Genomic DNA, 22,768 nt, shown 5'->3' with positions numbered 1-22,768 from the left:
TTAGCAAGGATTATTTCCAACCTTCTATATAATTTTTAAGTTTTCTACCAACTTTTGGGTGTTTGAGTTTTTTTATGGCTGAGCTTTCTATTTGTCTTACTCTTTCTCTTGTGACATTTAGTTCTTTGCCGATTTCTTCTAAGGTTCTATCACTTTCATCATCCATTAAACCAAAACGCATTCTAATAACAGCTTTTTCTCTGTCATTAAGCTGATCTAAAACTTCATCAATTTGTTCTTTTAAATCATCTTTTAAGATGTGATCCATAGGTGAAATTGAAGTTCTATCTTCTACAAAATCTCCAAATTTACCATCATCTTCATTGCTAATAGGTGCTTCTAGAGAAATTGGTTCTTTAGTGATTTTAATCACTTGTTTTACTTTATCTACGCTAAGTCCTACTTCTTTAGCAATAATGCTTACATCAGGTTCTTTACCTTCTTTTTGTAAATATTCACGAATGATTTTATTGATTTGATTAATAGTTTCTATCATATGAATAGGAATTCTAATTGTTCTTGCTTGATCAGCAATAGCTCTTGAAATGGCTTGTCTAATCCACCAAGTTGCATAGGTTGAAAATTTATAACCGCGTTTATATTCAAATTTATCTACCGCTTTCATTAAGCCTATATTGCCCTCTTGGATCAAATCTAAAAATGGTAACCCACGATTGGTATATCTTTTGGCAATGCTTACAACCAAGCGTAAATTTGATTTTGCCATTCTAGTTTTAGCTTCATCTGAGATTTTTTTACCGCGTTTGATTTGCTCTAGAATTTCTTTTAGTTGATCTTTTTCTAAATCAAAAGAATTTTGACTAGCTTCTTTAGTTTGAATGAGTTTTTTTATCTCCATATAAGTGCTTACCATGGTAGTTTCTAGTGCGCGTTCAGCGATTTCTTCTTTGCTAAGTTTGGTAATATCTTTTAAGATATTTTGGTGTCTTTGTTTTAATTCTTCTGAAAACATTGGCAAACGATATTCTAAGCGTTTTAATTCTTTGTCAAATTCCTCGTCACTTTTTAAAGCTGTTTCCATGGATTTTACGATTTCAGAGATAAGTTTTGAAGTTGGACCTAGATCCATTAGTTTTTCTTTTAATATATTTTTCTTAAAAGCAATTATGAGTTTATCTAACAATTCATCATCATTTTTTTCTGCATTAATGGTAGATATGGTTTTTAACCATTCTTTTTTTGCTTTTTCTAGGGCCTTAAAACTTTCTATAACTTTTAAGGTTCTTTCGTCTTCTTTTTTACTTGCTTTTTTAGGTTTTTTTTCACTTGAGTTTTCATTTTCCTCGTTTTCATTTTCTTCTTCAGAGTCTATTTCATCATCACTTTTATCATCATCACTTTTATCATCATCTTCAAAGCTTTTAAAAAGCTCTTTTACTCTTCTTTCTCTATTGATTAAAGGTTCTTTATAATCAAGTATAAAATCTATCAAATAAGGCACAGAACAAAAAGCATCAATAATAATATCTTCACCTAGCTCAATTTTTTTAGAAATTTCAACTTCCTCGTCCTTGTTTAAAAGAGCTATTTGTCCCATTTCTCTTAAATACATTCTAACAGGAGAGTCTGATCTACTCCATTCAAGCAAATCGTTTTCATTGGCTAAATCAAATTCATTTTCTAAACTTGTATCTTGTAATTTTTGTTTTTCTTCTTGTAGTTTTTTTGCTTCTTCTAAATTTCTTTTTTTAGCAATTTCAGCTGAAGAAATTAATTCTACTTTATGTTTATCCATTAAATCGCGGATTTTTTTTGCACTTGTTGCATTTGGAAGCTTTGCAAAATACTTGACAAGTTTTTCATATGTGATATAATCTTTAGAATTTTCTTTGAAAAGTTCTTCTAAAACATTAGTTTCATTAGCCATGGATACCCCTTGTATTTAAGTAATGAGTGTAAAACTAAATATTATGCCTAAAAATTAATTAAAAACAAATAAAAACATTTTGGAACAGCTTTTGCTTTATCATGTAGAAAATTAAGATTTTAGTTAGGAAAAACAATGCAAAATGGGTATTATCAAGCTACTGGTGCTATGGTTACGCAGTTTAATCGCTTAGATGTTGTAACTAATAACCTAGCAAATGTAAATACAAGTGGCTATAAAAGAGATAATGTTGTTATTGCAGATTTTAAAAGGATTTTTAAAGAAACTCAAGATGAGTTACCTATACAAAATCATACAAGAGATGCTGCAAGATTTGTAAATACAACTATAGATAGGGTTCCACAAGTTAATCACGTCTATACAAATTTTAGCGTAGGTTCTATGAAAATGACGCATAATCCTTTGGATTTAGCTCTTACTCGTGAGGATACTTTTTATTTAATTAAAACAAATAATGGTGAGGTAAGATTGAGTCAAGACGGAAATTTCCAGCTTGATGATGAGGGATATTTGGTAAATCGTCAAGGGTATAGAGTTTTAAGCAGTGATTATTTTAACAATCCTGAAAACGATGGCATACGCATAGGAAATTCCACTTCTTTTATTAATGTGGATAAAAATGGAATCATCAGTGCATCTAATCAAGATATAGCAAGATTATTCGTAGCGCAAGTTGATGATTTAAGAGATTTGCAAAAAGATGGCGATAATATGTATAAAATCGATAATTTAAACAAAATTAGAGATTTGCCAAATTCAAATGCCATTAAGCAAGGTTTTACTCAAGGTTCAAATGTTAATCCAGTTACAGAAATGGTAGGATTAATCGAAGCAAATAGAATGGTTGAGATGTATCAAAAAGTTATGACATCTCATATGGATGATTTAAATCAAGAAGCTATTAACAAATTAGCAAGTACTAAATAAAACTAAGGATAGGTAAAATGTTAAGATCATTATATACAGCAGCATCAGGGATGGTATCACAACAAACACAAATTGATGTAACGTCAAATAATATTTCAAATGTTAATACAGTAGGTTATAAAAAATCGCGTGCAGAATTTGCAGATTTGATGTATCAAACGATGAAATACGCAGGTACTTCAACCTCAAGTACCACAAAACACCCAAGTGGTATAGAAGTGGGTCTTGGCTCAAGAGTGACAGCTGTGAGTAAAATTTTTAGTGAAGGTAGTTTAAAACAAACATCAACTTCAGGTCTTGATATGGCAATTGCTGGTAATAATGGCTTTTTTCAAATTCAAATGCCTGATGGAACTATAGCTTATACTAGAAATGGTCAATTTACTAAAGATGCTGAAGGAAATATAGTAAATTCAGATGGTTATAGACTTTTGCCGGAAATGACTATACCTGAAGATGCTACAGCTATTAACGTAGCAAGCGATGGAACAGTTTCTGTTATGCAACCAGGAAATACAGCAGAAACTCAAATAGGTCAAATTGAGCTTGTAAATTTTATTAATCCAGCGGGCTTGCATGCTTTGGGAGATAATCTTTTAGTAGAAACTGATGCAAGTGGAGCGCCTATTGCAGGTATAGCGGGAGAGAATGGATTTTCTGTAATTAAACATGGCTTTGTAGAGCTTAGTAATGTTCAGCTTGTAGAAGAAATGACAGATCTTATCACAGGGCAAAGAGCTTATGAAGCTGGCTCAAAAGCTATTACTACAAGTGATGATATGCTTGGAATTGTAAATCAATTAAAACGCTAGAATTAACTAGCGTTTTATAATATGCAAAAAATATTAAAAAATACTAAAAAACTCCTATTTATAAATACTTGTAAAATATTCTCTATTATAATTTAAATTTAAACTAATCATAGTAATATTTTATTTATGTATTCTTTATATACATAAATAAACAATAACGAGGGATATAATGAACAGAAGGGACTTCATTAAAAATACCGCTATTGCTAGTGCTTGTGGTGTTGCAGGCCTTAGTGTTCCAAGTAGTGTACTTGCAAATACTGAGAATAAATGGCGTTGGGATAAGGCTGTTTGTAGATTTTGTGGTACAGGCTGTGGAATTTTAGTTGCAAGTTTAGATGGTAAAATTGTCGCTGTAAAAGGAGACCCAGCAGCTCCGGTAAATCGTGGATTAAATTGTATTAAAGGTTATTTTAATGCAAAAATTATGTATGGAGAAGATCGCTTAGTAACACCTTTACTTCGTGTAAATGCAAAAGGTGAGTTTGATAAAAAAGGAAAATTTCAACAAGTTTCTTGGCAAAGAGCTTTTGATGAAATGGAAAAACAATTCAAAAAAGCCTACAAAGAAAAAGGTGTTGAGGGGATTGGAATTTTTGCAAGTGGTCAATATACTATACAAGAAGGATATGCTGCTGCAAAATTAGTAAAAGCTGGCTTTAGATCCAACAATATAGACCCAAATGCACGTCATTGTATGGCTAGTGCTGTTGTTGGTTTTATGCAAACTTTTGGGGTTGATGAGCCTTCTGGTTGTTATGATGATATAGAGCTTACTGATACTATTATTACTTGGGGTGCAAATATGGCAGAAATGCATCCGATTTTATGGTCAAGGGTAAGTGATAGAAAATTAAGTAATTTAGATAAAGTTAAAATCGTAAATTTATCTACTTTTTCTAATAGAACTTCTCATATAGCAGATACTGAAATCATTTTCAAACCAAATACTGATTTAGCTATTTGGAATTATATCGCTAGAGAGATTGTTTATAATCATCCTGAAGCTATGGATAAAGAATTTATTGAAAAACATTGTATTTTTACAACAGGTTATGCTGATATTGGTTATGGAATGAGAAATAATCCAAATCATCCTAAATTTAAAGCAAGTGAAAAAGATACCGTAGCAAAACAAAATGCTATTATTGTAGATGAAGAAGAAGCAGTATCTTTGGCTTATTTGGGTGTAAAAGCAGGCGATAAATTTGAAATGAAACACCAAAATGCTCCTGATGCGCATTGGGAAATTTCATTTGAAGATTTCAAAAAAGCTTTAGAGCCTTATACACTTGATTATGTTGCTAAAGTTGCTAAGGGTAATGAAGATGAAAGCATAGAAGAATTTAAGAAAAAACTTCAAGAATTAGCAAATTTATATATAGAAAAAAATAGAAAAGTTGTAAGCTTTTGGACTATGGGCTTTAATCAACACACAAGAGGTACTTGGGTAAATGAGCAAGCTTATATGGTGCATTTTTTACTTGGTAAACAAGCTAAGCCAGGAAGTGGTGCGTTTTCATTAACAGGACAACCAAGTGCTTGTGGAACTGCAAGAGAAGTAGGGACTTTTTCGCATCGTTTACCTGCTGATATGGTGGTTGCAAATCCTAAACACAGAGAAATTAGTGAAAAAATTTGGAAAATTCCTGCAAAAACAATCAATCCTAAACCAGGTGCTCCATACTTAAAAATTATGAGAGATTTAGAAGATGGAAATATCAAATTTGCTTGGGTGCAAGTAAATAATCCTTGGCAAAATACAGCTAATGCAAATCACTGGATAGCAGCGGCTAGAGAAATGGATAATTTTATCGTTGTGAGTGATTGTTACCCAGGAATTAGTGCTAAGGTGGCAGATTTAATTTTACCAAGTGCTATGATTTATGAAAAATGGGGTGCTTATGGTAATGCTGAAAGAAGAACTCAACACTGGAAGCAACAAGTGCTGCCTGTAGGTGAAGCTATGAGTGATACTTGGCAAATCATGGAATTTGCAAAACGCTTTAAATTAAAAGAAGTTTGGGGCGAAACTAAGGTAAATGATAAGCTTACTCTACCAAGTGTTTTAGAAGAAGCTAAAGCTATGGGTTATAGCGAAGATGATACTTTATATGATGTATTATTTGCTAATAAAGAAGCAAAATCTTTTAAAGCTAAAGATAATATTGCAAAAGGATTTGATAATTCTGAAGTATTTGGTGATGAGAGAAAAGTTATAGGTAGTGACGGTAAAGAATTTGAAGGTTATGGATTTTTTGTACAAAAATATCTATGGGAAGAATACCGCAAATTTGGCTTAGGTCATGGACATGATTTAGCTGATTTTGATACTTATCATAAAGTAAGAGGTTTAAGGTGGCCTGTAGTAAATGGCAAGGAAACCCAGTGGAGATTTAATACTAAATTTGACTATTATGCTAAAAAAGCCGCTCCAAATTCAGACTTTGCGTTTTATGGTGATTTTGCTAAAGAATTACCAAAAGGAGATTTACTAGCTCCACAAACTAAAGAAAAATATAGCTTGAAAAACAAAGTGAAAATTTTCTTTAGACCATTTATGAAAGCACCTGAAAGACCAAACAAAGAATATCCATTCTGGTTATGTACTGGTAGGGTTTTAGAGCATTGGCATAGTGGAACTATGACCATGAGGGTTCCTGAGCTTTTCCGTGCAGTACCTGAAGCACTTTGTTATATGAATGAAGATGATGCTAAGGCTATGAAAATTAATCAAGGTGATATCGTATGGGTAGAATCACGTCGTGGTAAAGTAAAAGCTAGAGTAGATTTTCGTGGTAGAAATAAACCTTCTAAAGGCCTTGTGTATGTGCCTTGGTTTGATGAGAATGTATATATAAACAAAGTTACACTAGATGCAACTTGTCCATTGTCTAATCAAACAGATTTCAAAAAATGTGCCGTAAAAATTACTAAAGCATAAAAATGAAAAATAGAAGAGAATTTTTAGCCTTTGCTTTTAAGCTTTTATGTATAGGAAGCGGAAGTGCATTTTTGGCAAGTTTAGCATTTAGCTCAAATCAGGAGTATTTTTTAAGACCTCCTGGGGCAGATGATGAAAAAGAATTTTTATCAAAATGTATACGATGTGGACTTTGTGTAAAAGCCTGTCCTTATGATGTTTTAAAGTTAGCAAATTTAGAAAATAGTGCTAAAAATGGTACACCTTTTTTTGTAGCAAGAGAAAATCCTTGCAGGTTATGTGAGGATATACCTTGTATAAGAGATTGTCCTACAAATGCTCTAGATCATAAATATCTAGAGCAAAAAGATGGAATTTATAAAACAAAAATGGGTATAGCTATAATTGATAGTGCAAGTTGTGTTGCTTATTGGGGAATTCAATGTGATGCATGTTATAGAGCTTGTCCTCTAATAGATAAAGCATTAAAACTTGAAACAAAACGCAATGAAAGAACAGCAAAGCATGCATTTTTACTACCTGTGGTAGATCATGAAGTGTGTGTTGGATGTGGGATTTGTGAAAAAGCTTGTATAACACAAAAAGCAGCCATTAAAGTTTTACCTAGAGAATTTGTTTTAGGAAAAGCTGGGGATAATTACATCAAAGGTTGGGATGAAAAAGATGAAAAACGTTTACAAGATGTAAACACAGATAAAAAATTCAATAAAAATAAGGCTAAAGATTATCTTAACGATGGAGAATTGCTATGAAGTATCTTATTTTAAGAAGAGTAGTGCAATTGTCTATTTTGACTTTTTTTTCTTTTGGTGTATTTAATTTTATATTAAAAGGAAATTTAAGCTCTTCGGTTTTATTTTCTTCGGTGCCACTAAGTGATCCTTTTGCATTTATTCAACTTGCTTTGGCAAGTTTGCAAGTAGATTTGATGGCTTTAAGTGGTGCTTTGATAGTATTTTTGTTTTATGCTATTTTTGCTGGAAGAGCATTTTGTGCTTGGGTTTGTCCTGTCAATATCATTACTGATTTTGCTTATTTTATTAGAAATAAATTAGGTTTTAATCAAGCAAGAGTTTTTAATGTAAATAAAAATTTGCGTTATTATGTTTTAGCTTTTGTTTTGATTTTTTCTTTTCTTTTTTCTTTTCCTGTTTTTGAGGAATTTTCTTATATAGGAATAATCCAAAGAGGGATTATTTTCGGTGGTGTTTCTTGGCTTTTTATGGCTTTGATTATTTTTTGTATAGATACATTTTTTAGTCCAAGATTTACTTGTTCGCATTTTTGTCCTTTAGGGGCTTTTTGGGCTTTAAGTTCGCATTTTTCATTGTTAAAAGTAAGATATAGCATACAAAAATGCACTAAGTGTTATAAATGTCTTGGAGTGTGCCCTGAAAAACAAGTGCTTTGGATGATAGGTAAAGAAGATCAAGATGTAAAATCAGGTGAATGTATAAGATGTGGAAAATGTATTGATATTTGCGGTGATGATGCTTTAGGTTTTAGTATAATAAATTTAAGGAGAGAAAATGAAAAATAAAATCTTTTTATCCTTAGCAGCAGCTGTTTTAATAAGTGCTTGTGGGCTTGCTGTTAAAAGTGTTGATTCAAAAGATATAGGTTTAAGAAAAACAAGTTTAGAAAGTGAAAATGTAGAATTATTGGATGCAAAATATTCTCAAGTAGTGGCTGGTGAGTCTGTTTTGATTGAAAGATCGTTTGAAAATGCTCCGCCATTAATCCCGCACACTTTAGAGGATATGCTTCCAATTACTAAGGATAATAATATTTGCTTAAGTTGTCATGATAAGACTATTGCTAAAGATGTTGGAGCTACACCACTTCCAAGTAGTCATTATTTTGATTTAAGAAAAAACAAATCTACTAAAGATATGATAAGCGATGCAAGATTTAATTGTACACAATGTCATGTGCCACAAAGTGATGCTAAACCTTTGGTAGGAAATAGCTTTGAAGCAAAATTTAAAAGCGAAGAATCAAAGAAAAAATCTAATCTTTTAGATGTTTTAAATGAAGGTGTAAAATAAAATTATGAAAAAAATGTTTTTAATCTTACTAATGAGTATTTATGCATTGAGTTATGAGCTTAAGCTTGATTCAAATTTAAACGCTTTAAAGCTTGCTGATAATAGTTTACTTATAGGACTTGATAATGGAGAGATAAAACAATATTTCCTTAAAGATAAAAAAATGCAAAAAATCACTCAGCTAAATAAGATTAAAAATTTTTACGAAGAAAATCTTAGCCCCAGAATTTATAGTATCGATTACTTAAATGGGGCTATTTTGATTTTAAGTGAAGGTGATTTTGGAAGTAAAAAATTATATGTTTATAAAAATAAACAACTTTTAAGCTATGATTTAGCTAATGATGGAGCAAAAAAAGCTTTGTTTTTAGATGATAATACTATTTTATTAGCCTTGCTAGGTTCTAATATAGAGCTTTTTGATCTAAAAACAAAAAGCGTTGTAAAAAATTTTACTTTTTCTAGTTCAAGCTTAAGTGATGTGGTTTTAAATGAAACTAAAACTCAATTAGTGGCAGGTTTTGAAAGTGGTGAGCTAATGCTTTTTGATGTGAAGAAATGGCAAAAAATGAAAAGTTATAAGAATATTCACAAGGATAATATTTATCAACTTGATTTTAAAAACACAATTATTGCAAGCTGTAGTACTGATAGAAAATTAGGCATAGTGAAAAATGATCAAGAAAAAAATATAGAAAGAGATTTTTTGATTTATACTTGTGCTTTAAATAAAGATGGCTCAATAGCAGTTTTTGGAGATAATGAAAAAAATATCATAGAACTTATAGATACTAAAAATTTAAAAACGATAAAAAAATTCCAAAATAAAGATTTTTTGCTAGAATATCTTATATTTTTAAATGAGCATGAGCTTATTAGTGCAGGTTATGAAGATAAAATTATATTTTGGAGTATAGATGAATCTTTCTAGTGTGTTGATTTTAACCAAAGAAGAAAAAGTAGAAAAACTCAAAGAGCAAATTCAAAAAACACCTTGTTGTAGTGTGGAATTAGCTCAGGATGAAAAAATTATAGTAGTAATAGAAAGTGAAAATTTAGATGACGAGTTAAAAGCATATAAACAACTAGAGCAGCTTGATGGGGTAGTGAGTATTAATATGGTTTTTTCTTATCAGGATTTAGACGAAGAAAGAGAAAAAATTTTAAAAGCAAATTTTGAGGCAAATGCTTTTGATGAGAATTTAAAAAAAGATAATATAGAATACTATGGTAATGTCTTTAGAAAGTATTGATTATGGTTTTTTTGATTCCTTTGATTTTTATCATTTCTTCTGTTTTTATTATTGATCATTTTTATTTTTCTAAGGAAAATGAAGTAGTAAAACAACAAAAGCAAATAGAACAAAAAAATATTAAGCAAGATAAACAAAAATACCTTGAAAATATATTAAATCAAAAATAATCATGTATACACAAATTTCATATAAAAAATTCTTTTGGATTAATATTTTGGTTGTAATTACCCTTGCTTTAAATTTAAGAGCACCTATAACCTCTATAGGTCCTATGATAGAATACATTCAAGAATATTATAAGATAAATTCAGCTCTAGCAGGAATGCTTACAACTTTACCTTTGATAGCCTTTGGGCTTATATCTTTTTTAGTGGCGTATTTTTCGCAAATTAAAGCTTTGTTTTTTGCTTTGTGTTTAATTGTTTTTGGAGAGTTTATTAGAAGTTATGGGGGTAATATAGGTTTATTTTCTGGGGTTTTTCTAATTGGAGCAGGCATTGCAATAGCTAATGTTTTATTACCTTCTTTTGTAAAAGAAAAATTTGCAAAAAATGCTTATAAAATTATGGGCTTATATGGATCAATTATAGGTTTATCTTCAATTGCTGGAGTGGCCTTATCACTTCCTTTGCTTAAAATTTTTGAGGTGCCTCAAGCTATGTTTTTTTGGGTTGTTTTAGCTTTGATTGCTTTGATTTTTTATTTTCCGCATTTGAAAAACAAAAGATTATTGCGTCCTAAGAAGAAAAACATCAATAAAATAAATCTTTTTTTGAATTTAACAGCTTGGAAAGTTACTATTGTAATGGGGCTGCAAAGTTTTTTATCTTATAGTCTTTTTGCTTGGCTTAGTGTGATGATAAGTGAAAAAGGTTTTGGAATTGATTTTGGTTCTAATGTTTTATTACTTTCTCAAATCATAGGTATGCCTGTGGCGTTTTTATTGCCTATTGTTTTAGGAAAACTAAGAGCTCATGCTAAGGGTTTTGTTATTATAATATTAGGTTTTTTATATGTTTTAAGTTTTATTTTGGTGTTTTTTTGTGATGTAAAATTAGTACTGTTATTAGCAGCTATTTTCTTAGGTTTTGCATCTAGTGGGGTTTTTACAATTTCATTATTGTTTATTGCTATAAAAAGTTCAACCTCTTTTATAGCAGCTAAACTTTCTGCCATGTCACAAGGCATAGGGTATTTAATAGCAGCTCAAGCACCTTGGATTATAGGTATGCTCCATGATAGTTTTGGAAATTTTACTTTAGGCTTTATCATGCTTATTACGGTAGCTATAATACTTAATATTTTTGTATTTTTAGCATATAAAGCTCCTGTGATTAAGTAAAAATTAAAATAAATTAAAGTCTTTTTTGTTAGAATTTTGACATTTTATTTTTTGTGAGTTGATAATGCGATATACAGTAACAGAAGCCTCTATTTATGAAGCACAAGGTTTAAAAGATGAAGCTTTGGAGATTTATAAAAATATATTAAAGCAAGATCCGCAAAATAAAAATGCCATTGATGCTATAAGGCGTTTAAGTGGTTTGCGCTCTAATCATGAAGATTTAAATTATGATATGCTTGATTTTTTTGTTAATATGAAAAGCGAAGAAGAAGTTAATGAATTTAAAAGGTGGTTAATAAAACTATGAATATAGAAGATTTAGCAAAAATGGCCATAAGTGAAGTTAATTCAGAGTTAGATAATAAAAAAAGTAAAAATGATGAATTTACTCCTATGGTAGAGGAAATTACTCAAGAAAAAAATACTAATATCCAAGAAGATAAAATAAAAAAAGAGATTAATCAAGTTGCACAAGAATTGATCCAAGAATTAGATGATTTAGAAGTAAAAGTTAAAGAAGATAAACAAGCTATGGCTATTAAAGTTGAAGCTTTAGAGGAAAAAGAAGAAAATATTATAAATAATGAAGAATTTTTCTTAAAAAATCTCAGAGAACGTATTTTGGTTTTATTTGAAGGATTAAAAAATACTAAAGATGAGCATATAGAAAAAAGACTAGATGTTACAATTACTTTTTTAGAGTTTTTGCTTGCAAAGATTGAAGATAGACTTAAAAAATGATCAAGATTTTTTAAGAATTAAAAATATACTTAAACCTTGCACACAAAGAGCTTATTTGGTAGGTGGTTGTGTAAGGAATTCTTTTTTAGATTTATCTAGTGATGATTATGATATAGAAATTTATGATATTGAGCCTAAGCTTTTTGATGAGCTTATGCAAAAACTTGGTGCAAATGGAGTAGGAAAAAGTTTTTTTGTATATAAATACAAAAAATTTGATTTAGCTCTAGCGCGTTATGAAAATAAAATTTCTACAGGCCATAGAGGTTTTGAAGTTAAAGTTTGCAATGATGAACAAGAAGGAGCTAAAAGAAGAGATTTTACCATTAATGCATTGATGGTAAATATTTTTGATTTTAAGTTTTTAGATTTTTTTAATGGTTTGCAAGATTTACAAGCAAAGATTATAAGACATATTGATGATATAAGTTTTGTTGAAGATAGTTTAAGAGTGCTTCGTGGAATTTCTTTTGCATGCAGGTTTGATTTAACAATTGCGAAAGAAAGTTTAAAATTAATGCAAACTATGGATATAAGTGATTTATCTAAAGAGCGTATTAATAATGAACTTTATAAAATTTTTAAAACTTCAAGACTAAATAAAGCTTATGAGTATTTCAAAATTTTAAAGTTAGAAGAAAAAATATTTTTTTATCAAAGCTGTAATGAAGAATTTGAAAGACTTTTAGAGCGTAGTCAAAAATTAATTTGCGATGAGGCTTTGTATTTGTATTTGTATTTGAATTTTTTTCATATAAATAAAGAGATTTTTTTTAAAAAAACAAAATTAAAAAAAGAACTATTAAAAAAATGTGAACAAGAGTTTATTTTAGGTAAAATTGATGATTTTAATTTAGCTAAAATTGCTTTGAAAATGCCACTTTGTAAATGGCTTGGACTTTGGGATAATGAGCGTATAGCACAAGCAAAGAAATTAAATTTATATCATCATACTTTTAAAAGTAAAATTAGTGCAAATGATTTACTAAAGGAAGGATTTAGCGGGAAGGAGCTTGGGATTGAGCTTGAAAAAAGAAGATTGCAAGAGTTAAAAAACTATATAAAGGAGCAAAAATGAATGAATATATTTTAAAAATTTCAAGTAGTGATGAAAAAGGATTGATTTATAGAATTTCAGATGTTATTTTTAAATATAGAATCAATATTATAAAAAATGATGAATTTGTTGGAGAAAATCGTTTCTTCTTTAGGGCGCATTTAGAAGGTGATCTTGATATAAAAGCTTTTAAGGGAACGCTTGAAGCCATGCTTCCTGATAATGCACAAATTGAAATTACACCAAAGAGAAAAAAAGATATTATTGTTTTAGCTACTAAAGAAACTCATTGTTTGGGTGAATTACTTATCCGCCAATTTAGTGGGGAATTTAACGCAAATATTAAAGCAGTTATTGCAAATTATGAGGTGTTAAAACCTTTAGTGGATAAATTTAACATACCTTTTCATACTATTTTAGCGCAGGATTTAAGTAGGCAAGAGCATGAAGAAAAATTACTAGAGTGTTTAAAACAATACGAGTTTGATTATATTGTTTTAGCAAAATATATGAGAATATTATCTCCATCTTTTGTGGAGCATTTTGAAGGAAAGATTATTAATATCCACCATTCTTTTTTACCTGCATTTATAGGAGCTAATCCTTATAAGCAAGCTTATGAAAGAGGAGTGAAGATTATAGGCGCAACAGCACATTTTGTAAATAATAACTTAGATGAGGGACCAATTATCACTCAAGATGTTATACCAGTTACTCATGAATATTCTTGGCAGGCTATGCAACAAGCAGGACGTAATGTGGAAAAAAATGTTTTTTCTAAGGCTTTGGATTTGGTCTTTGATGATAGGATTTTTATACACGAAAATAAAACGATAGTGTTTTAAATTTTTGATGCCAAAAAGGCATCAAAAATTAGCAAGAATAACAAGTTTTAAACTCATATGCAGTTGGTCTAGCTTCTACAGGCCATACTTGGGTTTCAAATTTCATATGTTGATAATCATCAATAAACACATCACTCATAACAGGCTTTAAGAAAGCATTTTTTCTAATGAGTGCTTCTAAAGATCCTCTTAAAGTGTGAGGTAATTGCTCTATACCTTTTTCTCTAATTTCATCTAGGGTTAGTGCGAATAAATTTTCATCCATAGGGCCAACCGGTATGGTTTTATTTTTAATACCATCAAGTCCTGCCATAAGCAAGCTTGTAAAAGCCAAGTAAGGGTTAGAAGTGCTATCAGGAAATCTTATTTCTACTCTTGCACTTTTTTCGTTAATACCATAAGGAACGCGACAACTTGCAGAGCGATTTTGACAAGAATAAGTTAATATACAAGGTGCTTCAAAACCTGGAACTATTCTTTTATAGGAATTTGAGCTAGGATTGGTAAATGCGGCAACACTTCTTGCATTAGCTAAAATTCCACCGATGTAATTAATCGCACATTCGCTTAATTTTCCATAGCCTTCTTTGTCATAGAATAAATTTACTCCATCTTTCCAAAGACTCATATGTACATGCATACCACTTCCATTATCTCCATAGAGTGGTTTTGGCATAAAAGTTGCTGTTTTTCCATTTAAATGTGCTACCATTTTTACTACATATTTGTAAATTTGTACATTATCAGCAGCTTCAACTAAATTTCCAAATTCTACACCAATCTCAGCTTGTCCTTGTGCTACTTCATGGTGATGTACGAAAGTTTTTAAACCCACTCTTTCTAAAACTTGCACCATTTCAGCTCTAATATCTACACTAGAATCAATAGGACTTACAGGAAAATATCCGCCTTTATTTCTTGGGCGATGTCCGCTATTGTAACTATCTGTGAAATCTTTATTATCATTCCATTCACCTTCTTCAGTATCTACTTCATATTTTGCACAATGAGAAGAATCAACTATTTTTACATTATCAAAAATAAAAAATTCATTTTCAGGACCAAAATAAGCTGTATCGGCGATATTGCTTGTACTTAAGTGTTGCATTGCTTTTTTGGCAATACTTCTTGGACATTTTTCATACATTTGATCTTTATAAATATCATATACATCACAAATTACTATGATAGTAGGATCTGCTGTAAATGGATCTAAAAATGCACTTTCTACATCAGGTTTTAAAATCATATCTGATTTTTCTATAGGTTGCCAACCGTGTAAAGAGCTTGCATCAAAAGGAATTCCATTTTCAAAAGTTTTATCATCAATTGCTTTTATATTGTAAGTAATATGGTGCCAAGTACCTATCATATCAGTAAATCTAAAATCAACAAATAAAACCTCATGTTCTTGACAATAACTAAAAAACTCACCAATGTTATTTACAAACTTACCCATTTTCTCTCCTTTTTAATTAGGTATTAATTTATTTTTTAAGATTGTAGTATATTTTTATTAAATTAAGTTTAAATTAATATTTTTTTTATGGTCAAATATAAAAAAATATTAATTTATATAATTAATTAACAAAATTAATATTGGTTTATATTTTTTTATAATATAATTTCACATTAGTTTTTTATATTAAAAAGGTGTAAAAATGACTCAAGAAGAATTAGATGCTTTAATGAATAGCACTGAAGATTTAGATCTTGATTCTGTAGAAGAAACAGAAACAAAGCCTGAAACAGAGTATGAAGATGAGGAAAAAAATAAACAAATTGTTGATGCAATGATTAATGGTGATTATAAAGCAAGAGCAGATATGGCATGGCCACCACCACCACCTAGCAAAGAGCATAAAGTTGTGCATCAGCTTGATGATGTTACAAGAGATAGTGAAATCAAAGCTACTGAAATGATGGAAAAGTTAGAAATTATTAATGATTTCTTTGCAAATTCAGAAAATGAGCTTTGTGTAATTAGTGATGCTCTGAATAAAAATATAGAAATTTTTGAAAAGCTAAATGCAAAATTTCCTAATGTTGTAAGCTTTAAAGAAGCCATAGAAACTAACAATAATGCTAAAAATATTATAGATGAGATTACAGGTTGTTTGCAAACTGGACAAGATGAAGTTATGATGGCAATGGATGCTATGCAATATCAAGATATTCATCGTCAAAAAATCGAACGTGTTATTAATGTTATGAGAGCTTTAAGTAGATATATGAGTAGTTTATTTGAAGGTAAAATTGATGATGAAAAACGCGTAGGATCGGCTGTGCATATTGAAGGTGATACAACTACAGATGTTGTAAGCAATGATGATATTGAGGCATTAATCGCAAGTTTAGGCAAAAAATGATTATTCCTGAAATAGTAGCTCCTGCGGGAAATTTTACAAAATTAAAAATAGCGTTGGCTTATGGAGCTGATGCTGTTTATGCGGGAGTGAGTAATTTTTCATTAAGAGCAAGAACTGCTAGGGATTTCAATTATGAAACTTTTAAAGAGGCTATTGATTATACTCATACAAGAGGAAAAAAAATTTATGTAACCATTAATGGTTTTCATTTTAGTTCACAAATTGAGGGTTTAAAAAGGCATATTTTAAAATTAAAAGAAATGAAACCTGATGCTTTTATAGTAGCTTCTGTAGGTGCTATGCGTTTAGTTAAAGAACTTGCACCTGAAATCAATCTTCATGTATCCACTCAAGCTAATATTTTAAACTATTTAGACGCTCAAGTCTATAAAGACATGGGAGCTAAGCGTGTTGTTATAGCAAGAGAGCTTGGCTTAAAAGATGCAAAAGATTTGAAAAATAATTGTGATATCGAGCTTGAAAGTTTTGTGCATGGCTCTATGTGCTTTGCATATTCCGGTAGATGTTTAATAAGCTCAGTACAAAGTGGACGCATGAGCAATCGTGGTTCTTGCGCAAATGATTGTAGATTTAATTATGAGCTTTATGCGAAAAATCCAGAGACAAATACACTTTTTAGATTAGAAGAAGATGAAAATGGCACACATGTATTTAATTCTAAAGATTTAAATTTAAGCTCATATATTCAAAAGATTATGCAAGAAAATTGTATTCATGCTTTTAAAATAGAAGGAAGAACAAAAAGTGAGTATTATGTAGCTTTAACTACAAGAACATATAAAATGGCAGTGCAAGATGTATTGGAAGACACTTTTGATGCTGCTAAATATGAAAAAGAAATCCATACTTTAAAACACAGAGGTTTTACGGATGGATATTTAGTCTCAAGAGCTTATGAAAAAACCGATTCTATTAATCACAATACAAGTATAGAAGAAGGAACTCATCAAGTGCATGCTATTAGTGAAGATGGCGAGTTTTTTAAATGTAAAGGCAAGATAGAATTAAACAAAGAATATGAAATTTTAGCTCCGGTTAATTCTAATATAGAATTAGGAGAAAATAAACTAGGTTTAATCTATGAAAATGATGGTAAGAAATTTATAGTTTTTAAGCAATTATTGGCCAAAAATAATAAAGAATTTAGTGAAATTCATAGTGGTAATGAAAATGAAATTACTTTACCGTTTAAGCTTCCAGAATTTAGCTTTTTAAGAAGGAGTGTTGAATGAAATTTGTTTCTATATTGATGGGAAGTAAGAGTGATTATGATGTAGTGAAAGAAGCTTTGGGAATTTTGGAAAAATTTGATGTTAAATATGAAATTTTAATCACTTCAGCACACAGAAGTCCTCAAAGAACCCAAGAATACATCAAAAATGCCGAAGAAAAAGGTGCAAAAGTATTTATTGCAGCAGCAGGTATGGCAGCACATTTAGCAGGAGCTGTTGCAGCACATACAACAAAACCTGTTTTAGGCATACCTATGCCAGGAAGTAATTTAGCAAGTATGGACTCTTTATTTTCTACTGTGCAAATGCCAAGTGGAATTCCTGTAGCAACTTTGGCTATAGGTAAAGCAGGGGCTATTAATGCAGCTTATTTAGCTGTACAAATTTTAGCTATAGAGGATGAATCTTTAGCACAAAAATTATTAGAAGATAGAAAAAAACAACAAGAAAAATTAATTCAAGATTCTAGCACAATTGAAGTTTTTCTTTAAGGAGTATTTATGCAAACTTACTTGAAGTTAAAAGAATTTTGTCAATTAGTGCATTTATCTGAAGATGTTGTAAAAGGAATGATGGCAAATGGTGCTTTAAATTTCAAAGAAGAAGAGGGTGAAATTTATATTGAGGCTAATCAAGGAACATTTAGTGTGGTTCCAACAAGCTCAAAGCAACCTGCTGTGGTAAATTCTATGACTTTAGCAGGAGAAAGTTTTGTGGAAAAAACCATAGGAACTATTTTAAACTTACACGAAAAAGTTCTTGATGCTAAAGATGAGACCTTAGAAGCTTTAAAGGGTGAGAATAAATTTTTAAAAGATGCTCTTTATTCTATGCAAGAACTTTATGATGAAGATAGAAAAACCATAGAAAATCTTAACGAGCAACTCAAATATGCGCGCAATGAAGTGGAATTTCTAAAAAGAAAATACAAAATGATGTGGAATAAAACAGTAGAGTTATATGCAAATTCACCTGAAAAGCCAGAAGAAATAAAGGAAGAAAAATGACTTTTTCTCAAATGATATTAAACTTACAAGAATTTTGGCAAAAACAAGGTTGTGCCATTATGCAACCTTATGATTTTCCAGCAGGTGCAGGGACTTTTCACCCTGCGACTTTTTTAAGAAGTTTGGGTAAAAAACCTTGGGCAGCTGCTTATGTAGCACCAAGTAGAAGACCAACTGATGGAAGATATGGTGAAAATCCTAATAGACTAGGTGCTTATTATCAATTTCAAGTTTTGATTAAACCAAGCCCTGATAACATCCAAGAATTATATTTAAAAAGTTTGGAAAATTTAGGTTTTGATTTAAAATCACATGATATTCGTTTTGTTGAGGATAACTGGGAGAGTCCAAGTTTAGGTGCTTGGGGTCTGGGTTGGGAAGTTTGGCTTGATGGCATGGAAGTAACACAATTTACTTATTTTCAGCAAGTTGGCGGTATAAGCGTAGATTTAGTAAGTGCTGAAATTACCTATGGCTTAGAAAGACTCGCAATGTATTTGCAAGATGTAGATAATGTATATGACATAGTTTGGAATGAATTTAACGGTGAAAAAATTACCTATAAAGATGTTCATAAGCAAGGTGAGTTTGAATTTAGTAAATATAATTTTGAAGTAAGTGATGTTAAAACTTTAAATGTGCAATTTGAAAATGCCTATAATGAGTGTAAGAATGCATTAGAAGCAAAGCTTGCTTTACCCGCATATGATTATTGTATGTTAGCAGCGCACACTTTTAATTTGCTTGATGCAAGAGGAGCTATTTCAGTAACTCAAAGACAAGACTTTATGCTTAAAATTAGAGAATTATCTAAAAATTGTGCTTTGGTGTATAAAGAAAGTTTAGATGAAAATTAAAGAAATTTATGATTATTTGGATACTATTAGCCCATTTAGTACGCAAAGTTCATGGGATAATAGTGGCCTATTACTTGGAGCTTTAGATCAAGAAGTAAATCAAATTTATCTTGCTCTTGATGTGGATATGCATTTAATTGAAAATGCACGTGAAAATTCACTTTTTATAGTTCATCATCCTTTGATTTTTAAAGGTTTAAAAAACTTAAGCGGGGTGTTTTATCCGCAAAATATTCTTACTAAAATGATACAAAAAAACATAGCTTTAATTGCTATGCATACGAATTTTGACTTAAGTCATTTAAATGCTTATTTTGCTCGTGAAATTTTAGGTTTTAAGATTAAAGAACAAAATGAGTTTTTAATTTATTGTGATGTTGATTTTAAATTTAGTGATTTAATTAATCATGTAAAAAAAAATTTAAAGCTTGATTACATAAGAGTTGTAAATGCAGGTAATGAGAAAATTAAAACTTTAGCAATATGCACAGGTAGTGGAGGAGATTTAATTTCTAGTATTAAGGCAGATTGCTTTTTAAGCGGAGATTTTAAATATCATCAAGCTTTGGAAAGTTATCATAATAAACTTAGTTTGATTGATATAGGACACTATGAAAGCGAATCTTGTTTTGGTAAAATTTTAGCAAAAGATTTGCAAAAATTTCATTTAGAAGTTATAATATCAGTTTCAAAAAATCCATTTCAATATTTTTAAGGAAAATTTCAATGAGTAAATATTTAGAACAACTTATAGCTTTATCGCAAATTGATAAAGAACTTGATGGTTTTGCAAATAAAGTAGAAGATGCTACAAAAGATTTAAAAGAAAAACGCAATTTACTTGATAAAACAGAAGAAGAAATTGCAGGTTTTGAGAAAGATATTAAAGATATAGAAAATCAAAAAATTCAAAACAACAATCATATTGCAGAATTTGGTGTAAAAATAAAAGAAATAGCCAAAAAAAGTGCAGCGGTAAAAACTGAAAAAGAAGCAAATGCTTTAAAAATTGAAGAGGATATAGCCAAAGAACAACTTGATGCAGCAAATGAAGAAATTGAAAGATTGGATAAAATTTTAGAAAATAAAGAAAAGTTTATACAAGAATTGCAAGTTAAAAGAAGCGAACTTGAAAATGAAGTGGATCAAATCGATGCTCAAACTAAAACTGTTTTAGTGGATATTGAAAAAGAAAGATTACAAATTTATGATAAAAAGGTAAAATTAGTAGGTGAAATAAATCAAAAAGTTTTAACTTTTTATGAAAAAATTAGAAAATGGGCAGGAAATACTGCAGTGGTTCCTGTAAAAAAACATGCTTGTTATGGCTGTTTTATGAGAATTTATGATAAAACTTATTTGGCTGTTTTAAAAGGTGATGAAATCATAACTTGCCCACATTGTGGAAGAATTTTATACAAAGAAAAAGAAGAAAATCAAAATTGATTTTTTTGTATTATATTTTTGCTGTGATTATATATATAATTGCAGCTCCTTTTTTATTGATTTTAAGTTTTTGTAAGGAAAAGTATAAAATATCATTAAAATCAAGATTCTTTCTTTACAAAAATTTAAGGCAAAAACAAGGTGACGTGTATTTTCATGCTTGTTCTTTTGGTGAAATTAAAAGCCTTATTCCTTTAATAAAACTTTTTCCAGCTTGTAAAATTTCAACCATAACTCAAACTGGTTTTAGTGAAGCTTTAAAATATTCTAAAAAAGTAAATTTTTTCCCTTTTGAGATTTTTGTACCTTTTTGGATGAGACCTTGTAAAGTTTTGGTTATTTTTGAAGCAGAGCTTTGGCTTATGCTTGTGTTTATGGCTAAATTTTATAATGCAAAAGTTGTTTTATTAAATGCTAGAATTAGCGATAGATCTTTAAAAAACTATAAGCGTTTTAGCTTTTTTTATCGTTTGATTTTTAAATATATTGATGTTGTGTTTGCGCAAAGTCAAAAAGACAAAGAAAGATTAGAATGCTTGGGCGCTAAAAATGTTATAGCATATAAAAATATCAAAGCTAATATAAAACAAGAACAAGTGAAAAACTATTCCAAGCCCAAAGCTAGGATTATTATATTTGCTAGTACACATGAAAATGAAGAACGATTATTACTTAATGAAATTAATTTAGAAGAAAACGATAAATTGATTATTGCCCCAAGACATCCGGAGCGTTTTGGCGAGGTTGAGGGAATTTTAAAAGATTTTTGTCAAAAAAACCACTATAATATGCAAAAATTTTCAGACTTTATTTTAAGTGAAAATGATTTTGCAAATTTTTTTAATACCAAATGTTTATTGCTAGATACTTTAGGTGAGCTAGAAAGTTTTTATAAGATTAGTGATGTGGTTTTTTTATGCGGCTCTTTTGTAGATAATATAGGTGGGCATAATCCTATAGAGGCAGCTAGATGGAATAATGTTATTATCTCAGGGAAATATTATTTTAATCAAGAAAGTTTATATCAAGAAGTTGATGGTTTGTATATTTGTGAGAGTGCAAAAGATATAAATGTTTTTTTAAAGCAAAAATCACCACAAGCACAACTTAAAGAACAAAGTGATTTAAATGAAATTATATTAAGCATAAAAGAAGGTTTAGATGCAAGAAAAAGCTTATAAATTGCTTGCAATGCAAGAAAAAATTTCTAATAACGCAGCAAAGGATTTGATTGACAAAGGCTGTGTTTTTGCTATGGGTAAAAAGGTTGTTATAGCTAGGGCTTTAATGAGTTCTAAAACAAGATTTGTTGTGCAAAAAATAAAAAAAGCAAAAATACTTTTTGAAGATGATAAAATCATAGCTTTAAATAAGCCTTATGGAGAGATTAGTGAGAATTTAGAAGGTATTTATAATGCTAAATTAATCAATAGACTTGATAAGGAAACAAGTGGAGTTTTACTTTTGAGTAAAGATGAGGAATTTAGACTAAAATGTATTCAAGAATATAAAAAGCAAAATGTTTATAAAAGTTATTTGGCTATTGTTGATGGAGTGATTGCTGAAGAACTTGAAATTTGTGAAAAAATAACTACTATAAAAAATAAATCCGGAGCTTTTAGTAAAATCGATAAATTTGGCTTAGAAGCTCATACTCAGGTTATACCTTTAATGGTAAATGCTAAAAAAACCTTAATAAAAGCAGTCATTAAAACAGGTAGAACACATCAAATTAGAGTGCATTTAAATCATATAAAACATGGTATTATAGGTGATGAAAAATATGCAAAAATTAGATCTTCTAGAATGTATTTGCATTCATATGAAACGCATATTTTTGATTATCAATTTAAAGCCTTACTTGATGAGAGCTTCAATACTTATGGTTTTGAAATAAAAAATTTAAATTTTTAAAGGCGTTTAAAGCTAAAAGGGTTTATAATTTAGCTTTT

The 22,768-nt window shown here is 29.8% G+C and carries 25 protein-coding genes; 23 read left to right on the top strand and 2 right to left on the bottom strand.

What is annotated here, in order from left to right; all coding sequences use genetic code 11:
* Nucleotides 1-10: 10 nt before the first annotated feature.
* Nucleotides 11-1,888, bottom strand: coding sequence for an RNA polymerase sigma factor RpoD (gene rpoD, locus L8U41_RS03550; RefSeq protein ID WP_263727836.1), 1,878 nt, complete (start codon nt 1,886-1,888; stop codon nt 11-13).
* 135 nt (nt 1,889-2,023) lie between these two features.
* On the opposite strand from rpoD, the gene L8U41_RS03545 reads away from it, so the two are divergent.
* The 14 genes from L8U41_RS03545 (at nt 2,024) to purU (ending at nt 13,884) form a co-directional block, all read left to right on the top strand.
* A complete protein-coding gene (locus L8U41_RS03545) occupies nt 2,024-2,836 on the top strand; it encodes a flagellar hook-basal body protein (RefSeq protein WP_039668554.1) in 813 nt (270 codons plus the stop codon).
* Nucleotides 2,837-2,853: 17 nt separating this feature from the next.
* Entirely contained in the window at nt 2,854-3,648 is a 795-nt protein-coding gene (gene flgG / locus L8U41_RS03540) for a flagellar basal-body rod protein FlgG (protein ID WP_039626513.1), read from the top strand.
* Nucleotides 3,649-3,817: 169 nt separating this feature from the next.
* On the top strand, nt 3,818-6,592 hold the full coding sequence (napA, locus tag L8U41_RS03535) for a periplasmic nitrate reductase subunit alpha (RefSeq protein ID WP_263702121.1): 2,775 nt from the start codon (nt 3,818-3,820) through the stop codon (nt 6,590-6,592).
* Between the two features lie 2 nt (nt 6,593-6,594).
* Nucleotides 6,595-7,344, top strand: coding sequence for a ferredoxin-type protein NapG (napG, locus tag L8U41_RS03530; RefSeq protein ID WP_263702120.1), 750 nt, complete (start codon nt 6,595-6,597; stop codon nt 7,342-7,344).
* The gene (napH, locus tag L8U41_RS03525) at nt 7,341-8,132 is read left to right on the top strand and encodes a quinol dehydrogenase ferredoxin subunit NapH (protein ID WP_263727835.1); all 792 of its coding nucleotides are present in this window, start codon (nt 7,341-7,343) and stop codon (nt 8,130-8,132) included. The genes napG and napH overlap by 4 nt, the downstream gene beginning before the upstream one ends.
* Complete coding sequence (locus L8U41_RS03520) at nt 8,122-8,640, top strand: nitrate reductase cytochrome c-type subunit (RefSeq protein ID WP_263702118.1); 519 nt, start codon at nt 8,122-8,124, stop codon at nt 8,638-8,640. The genes napH and L8U41_RS03520 overlap by 11 nt, the downstream gene beginning before the upstream one ends.
* 4 nt (nt 8,641-8,644) lie before the next feature.
* Nucleotides 8,645-9,571 carry a WD40 repeat domain-containing protein gene (locus L8U41_RS03515; protein ID WP_263727834.1) on the top strand — a complete coding sequence of 309 codons (927 nt, stop codon included), beginning with the start codon at nt 8,645-8,647 and terminating at the stop codon, nt 9,569-9,571.
* On the top strand, nt 9,558-9,893 hold the full coding sequence (locus L8U41_RS03510; protein ID WP_263702116.1) for a chaperone NapD: 336 nt from the start codon (nt 9,558-9,560) through the stop codon (nt 9,891-9,893). Before L8U41_RS03515 ends, L8U41_RS03510 begins: the two co-directional genes overlap by 14 nt.
* A 2-nt stretch (nt 9,894-9,895) precedes the next feature.
* Nucleotides 9,896-10,063, top strand: a complete 168-nt coding sequence (locus tag L8U41_RS03505) for a hypothetical protein (protein ID WP_257396760.1) — start codon at nt 9,896-9,898, stop codon at nt 10,061-10,063.
* Between the two features lie 2 nt (nt 10,064-10,065).
* Nucleotides 10,066-11,238 (top strand): MFS transporter, encoded by a 1,173-nt coding sequence (locus L8U41_RS03500; protein ID WP_263727833.1) that lies wholly within the window; start codon nt 10,066-10,068, stop codon nt 11,236-11,238.
* A 61-nt stretch (nt 11,239-11,299) separates the two neighbouring features.
* Nucleotides 11,300-11,548, top strand: a complete 249-nt coding sequence (locus L8U41_RS03495; RefSeq protein ID WP_087699331.1) for a hypothetical protein — start codon at nt 11,300-11,302, stop codon at nt 11,546-11,548.
* The gene (gene ciaD, locus L8U41_RS03490; RefSeq protein ID WP_263727832.1) at nt 11,545-11,982 is read left to right on the top strand and encodes an effector protein CiaD; all 438 of its coding nucleotides are present in this window, start codon (nt 11,545-11,547) and stop codon (nt 11,980-11,982) included. The genes L8U41_RS03495 and ciaD overlap by 4 nt, the downstream gene beginning before the upstream one ends.
* A complete protein-coding gene (locus L8U41_RS03485; RefSeq protein WP_263727831.1) occupies nt 11,951-13,060 on the top strand; it encodes a CCA tRNA nucleotidyltransferase in 1,110 nt (369 codons plus the stop codon). Before ciaD ends, L8U41_RS03485 begins: the two co-directional genes overlap by 32 nt.
* Nucleotides 13,057-13,884: a formyltetrahydrofolate deformylase gene (gene purU / locus L8U41_RS03480; RefSeq protein ID WP_263678747.1), complete on the top strand. Its 828-nt coding sequence runs from the start codon at nt 13,057-13,059 to the stop codon at nt 13,882-13,884. Before L8U41_RS03485 ends, purU begins: the two co-directional genes overlap by 4 nt.
* 28 nt (nt 13,885-13,912) lie before the next feature.
* Here the strand turns inward: purU and glnA are convergent, their stop codons facing one another.
* Nucleotides 13,913-15,343 (bottom strand): type I glutamate--ammonia ligase, encoded by a 1,431-nt coding sequence (gene glnA, locus L8U41_RS03475; RefSeq protein WP_263663129.1) that lies wholly within the window; start codon nt 15,341-15,343, stop codon nt 13,913-13,915.
* A 202-nt stretch (nt 15,344-15,545) separates the two neighbouring features.
* Between glnA and L8U41_RS03470 the strand changes: the two genes are divergently transcribed.
* The 9 genes from L8U41_RS03470 to L8U41_RS03430 are packed head-to-tail and all read left to right on the top strand — an operon-like array spanning nt 15,546 to nt 22,730.
* Nucleotides 15,546-16,253 carry a protein phosphatase CheZ gene (locus L8U41_RS03470; protein ID WP_240379224.1) on the top strand — a complete coding sequence of 236 codons (708 nt, stop codon included), beginning with the start codon at nt 15,546-15,548 and terminating at the stop codon, nt 16,251-16,253.
* A complete protein-coding gene (locus L8U41_RS03465; RefSeq protein ID WP_257396754.1) occupies nt 16,250-17,506 on the top strand; it encodes a peptidase U32 family protein in 1,257 nt (418 codons plus the stop codon). The genes L8U41_RS03470 and L8U41_RS03465 overlap by 4 nt, the downstream gene beginning before the upstream one ends.
* Entirely contained in the window at nt 17,503-17,997 is a 495-nt protein-coding gene (purE, locus tag L8U41_RS03460; RefSeq protein WP_263663130.1) for a 5-(carboxyamino)imidazole ribonucleotide mutase, read from the top strand. Before L8U41_RS03465 ends, purE begins: the two co-directional genes overlap by 4 nt.
* 9 nt (nt 17,998-18,006) lie before the next feature.
* Nucleotides 18,007-18,513 (top strand): DUF3972 domain-containing protein, encoded by a 507-nt coding sequence (locus tag L8U41_RS03455; RefSeq protein ID WP_263727830.1) that lies wholly within the window; start codon nt 18,007-18,009, stop codon nt 18,511-18,513.
* Nucleotides 18,510-19,370 (top strand): glycine--tRNA ligase subunit alpha, encoded by an 861-nt coding sequence (gene glyQ, locus L8U41_RS03450; protein WP_039668538.1) that lies wholly within the window; start codon nt 18,510-18,512, stop codon nt 19,368-19,370. Before L8U41_RS03455 ends, glyQ begins: the two co-directional genes overlap by 4 nt.
* The gene (locus tag L8U41_RS03445; protein WP_263727829.1) at nt 19,360-20,085 is read left to right on the top strand and encodes a Nif3-like dinuclear metal center hexameric protein; all 726 of its coding nucleotides are present in this window, start codon (nt 19,360-19,362) and stop codon (nt 20,083-20,085) included. The genes glyQ and L8U41_RS03445 overlap by 11 nt, the downstream gene beginning before the upstream one ends.
* Before the next feature lie 11 nt (nt 20,086-20,096).
* Nucleotides 20,097-20,816 (top strand): zinc ribbon domain-containing protein, encoded by a 720-nt coding sequence (locus L8U41_RS03440; protein ID WP_263727828.1) that lies wholly within the window; start codon nt 20,097-20,099, stop codon nt 20,814-20,816.
* Nucleotides 20,813-21,997, top strand: a complete 1,185-nt coding sequence (gene waaA, locus L8U41_RS03435) for a lipid IV(A) 3-deoxy-D-manno-octulosonic acid transferase (RefSeq protein WP_263727827.1) — start codon at nt 20,813-20,815, stop codon at nt 21,995-21,997. Before L8U41_RS03440 ends, waaA begins: the two co-directional genes overlap by 4 nt.
* Nucleotides 21,978-22,730 carry a pseudouridine synthase family protein gene (locus tag L8U41_RS03430; protein ID WP_263727826.1) on the top strand — a complete coding sequence of 251 codons (753 nt, stop codon included), beginning with the start codon at nt 21,978-21,980 and terminating at the stop codon, nt 22,728-22,730. Before waaA ends, L8U41_RS03430 begins: the two co-directional genes overlap by 20 nt.
* The last annotated feature ends 38 nt before the right edge of the window (nt 22,731-22,768 follow it).

The organism is Campylobacter sp. RKI_CA19_01116, assembly GCF_025771405.1.
GTDB lineage: Bacteria > Campylobacterota > Campylobacteria > Campylobacterales > Campylobacteraceae > Campylobacter_D.
Note: the sequence above shows the minus strand (reverse complement) of the source record. Positions and strands in the feature narration are given on the sequence as shown.

Excerpts from the sequence above, each read along its gene's own strand:
- rpoD (WP_263727836.1), bottom strand. The coding sequence starts at position 1,888 with ATGGCTAATGAAACTAATGTTTTAGAAGAACTTTTCAAAGAAAATTCT.
- L8U41_RS03545 (WP_039668554.1), top strand. The coding sequence starts at position 2,024 with ATGCAAAATGGGTATTATCAAGCTACTGGTGCTATGGTTACGCAGTTT.
- flgG (WP_039626513.1), top strand. The coding sequence starts at position 2,854 with ATGTTAAGATCATTATATACAGCAGCATCAGGGATGGTATCACAACAA.
- napA (WP_263702121.1), top strand. The coding sequence starts at position 3,818 with ATGAACAGAAGGGACTTCATTAAAAATACCGCTATTGCTAGTGCTTGT.
- napG (WP_263702120.1), top strand. The coding sequence starts at position 6,595 with ATGAAAAATAGAAGAGAATTTTTAGCCTTTGCTTTTAAGCTTTTATGT.
- napH (WP_263727835.1), top strand. The coding sequence starts at position 7,341 with ATGAAGTATCTTATTTTAAGAAGAGTAGTGCAATTGTCTATTTTGACT.
- L8U41_RS03520 (WP_263702118.1), top strand. The coding sequence starts at position 8,122 with ATGAAAAATAAAATCTTTTTATCCTTAGCAGCAGCTGTTTTAATAAGT.
- L8U41_RS03515 (WP_263727834.1), top strand. The coding sequence starts at position 8,645 with ATGAAAAAAATGTTTTTAATCTTACTAATGAGTATTTATGCATTGAGT.
- L8U41_RS03510 (WP_263702116.1), top strand. The coding sequence starts at position 9,558 with ATGAATCTTTCTAGTGTGTTGATTTTAACCAAAGAAGAAAAAGTAGAA.
- L8U41_RS03505 (WP_257396760.1), top strand. The coding sequence starts at position 9,896 with ATGGTTTTTTTGATTCCTTTGATTTTTATCATTTCTTCTGTTTTTATT.
- L8U41_RS03500 (WP_263727833.1), top strand. The coding sequence starts at position 10,066 with ATGTATACACAAATTTCATATAAAAAATTCTTTTGGATTAATATTTTG.
- ciaD (WP_263727832.1), top strand. The coding sequence starts at position 11,545 with ATGAATATAGAAGATTTAGCAAAAATGGCCATAAGTGAAGTTAATTCA.
- purU (WP_263678747.1), top strand. The coding sequence starts at position 13,057 with ATGAATGAATATATTTTAAAAATTTCAAGTAGTGATGAAAAAGGATTG.
- glnA (WP_263663129.1), bottom strand. The coding sequence starts at position 15,343 with ATGGGTAAGTTTGTAAATAACATTGGTGAGTTTTTTAGTTATTGTCAA.
- L8U41_RS03470 (WP_240379224.1), top strand. The coding sequence starts at position 15,546 with ATGACTCAAGAAGAATTAGATGCTTTAATGAATAGCACTGAAGATTTA.
- L8U41_RS03465 (WP_257396754.1), top strand. The coding sequence starts at position 16,250 with ATGATTATTCCTGAAATAGTAGCTCCTGCGGGAAATTTTACAAAATTA.
- purE (WP_263663130.1), top strand. The coding sequence starts at position 17,503 with ATGAAATTTGTTTCTATATTGATGGGAAGTAAGAGTGATTATGATGTA.
- L8U41_RS03455 (WP_263727830.1), top strand. The coding sequence starts at position 18,007 with ATGCAAACTTACTTGAAGTTAAAAGAATTTTGTCAATTAGTGCATTTA.
- glyQ (WP_039668538.1), top strand. The coding sequence starts at position 18,510 with ATGACTTTTTCTCAAATGATATTAAACTTACAAGAATTTTGGCAAAAA.
- L8U41_RS03445 (WP_263727829.1), top strand. The coding sequence starts at position 19,360 with ATGAAAATTAAAGAAATTTATGATTATTTGGATACTATTAGCCCATTT.
- L8U41_RS03440 (WP_263727828.1), top strand. The coding sequence starts at position 20,097 with ATGAGTAAATATTTAGAACAACTTATAGCTTTATCGCAAATTGATAAA.
- L8U41_RS03430 (WP_263727826.1), top strand. The coding sequence starts at position 21,978 with ATGCAAGAAAAAGCTTATAAATTGCTTGCAATGCAAGAAAAAATTTCT.